Source organism: Pseudomonas agronomica (assembly GCF_025917275.1).
In the GTDB taxonomy this organism is placed as follows: Bacteria; Pseudomonadota; Gammaproteobacteria; order Pseudomonadales; family Pseudomonadaceae; genus Aquipseudomonas; species Aquipseudomonas agronomica.
On record NZ_JAOSHO010000935.1, the window covers coordinates 1 to 842 of the forward strand.

1 protein-coding gene is annotated in these 842 nt (G+C 61.5%); it reads left to right on the top strand.

The window, feature by feature from the left end; all coding sequences use genetic code 11:
• On the top strand, window positions 1-842 hold an 842-nt coding region (locus tag OC610_RS28215), incomplete at both ends, for a methyl-accepting chemotaxis protein (protein WP_264432956.1).

Genomic DNA, 842 nt, shown 5'->3' on the forward strand with positions numbered 1-842 from the left:
AGGCCGAAGCCGAACGCCCTGCGCTGGAAGCCATCGACAACGTCCTGAAATACCTTGAAGGCTTGCCAGGTCAACTGCCCGAACAGCACTCCGCCGGCCTGCAACAAGCCAGCGAGTCGATGAAGGCCTATCGTGCTGCCGTCAGCCAGTTTCGCGACTCCCAGGTCGCCAGCACCGCAGCCCTCGAAAAGATGGTGGGCCAGGACAGCCGTCTAAACGACATAGACAATCAGATGACTGTCTCCCAAGTCGAGAAACGCGACCAGGAGACGGAGCAAGCCAAACAAGCGCTGATCATCGTCACGGTCCTGGCACTGGCATTTGGCCTGTTGGCAGCGTGGATCATTACCCGGCAGATCGTCGCGCCCCTGCAACAGACCCTGGTGGCGGTTGAACGCGTCGCCTCGGGTGATCTGAGCCACAACCTGATAGTCACCCGCCGGGATGAGATGGGCCAAGTACAGAACAGCTTGCAGCGAATGGTGATCAGCCTGCGGCAACTGATCGGCGGCATCAGCGAAGGTGTCACGCAAATCGCCAGCGCCGCCGAGCAGCTGTCCGCCGTGACCGAGCAGACCAGTGCCGGTGTGAACAATCAAAAAGTGGAAACCGATCAGGTCGCCACGGCCATGAACGAAATGACCGCCACGGTGCAGGAAGTGGCGCGCAACGCCGAAGAAGCTTCCGAAGCCGCTGCCGCTGCCGACCAGCAGGCCCGCGAGGGTGACCGGGTCGTTGGCGAAGCCATTGCTCAGATCGAGCGCCTGGCCAAGGAGGTGGGCAACTCCACCGAAGCCATGAGCCACCTCAAGCGTGAAAGCGACAAGATCGGCAGCGTCCTG